Source organism: Oleiphilus sp. HI0043, assembly GCF_001634935.1.
The window spans coordinates 1-502 of record NZ_LWEY01001782.1; the positions used below are offsets into that span (position 1 = coordinate 1).

At 46.8% G+C, this 502-nt stretch carries 1 protein-coding gene; it reads right to left on the reverse strand.

Annotation, left to right across the window (positions count from 1 at the left end):
* The coding region (locus tag A3729_RS27480; RefSeq protein WP_156498178.1) for a trypsin-like peptidase domain-containing protein at positions 1-502 on the reverse strand (502 nt) is incomplete at both ends.

Genomic DNA, 502 nt, shown 5'->3' on the forward strand with positions numbered 1-502 from the left:
CCGCCAGAATTACCTGGATTAATCGCTACGTCAGTCTGAATAAAAGGTACATAATTTTCGTTAGGGAGGCTACGCCCCTTGGCACTAACAATTCCGGCAGTAACGGTGTAATCAAAACCAAAAGGAGACCCTATAGCAAAGACCCACTCACCAACCTTAAGCGGCTTTGACTTACCCAACTTAACTGCTGGCAAATCATCTGCTTCAACTTTCAAAACGGCCAGGTCTGAACGTTTGTCAGCGCCAATGAGTTCAGCTTTTAATTCACGTCGATCACTAAAACGAACATAAATTTCATCAGCACCATCGACGACGTGGTTATTAGTTAGAATAATGCCATCTTCACTTGCGATAAAGCCTGAGCCCATCGACTGCATACGCTTCTTGCCGTTAGGCTTTCCTGATTTTGGTGGGCCGCCAAAGAAATGCCGGAAGAACTCCGGGATTTGCTCCATATCACCCTGAAACTGGAACTGGGAAGGTCGCTCGGCATGGCTAACCG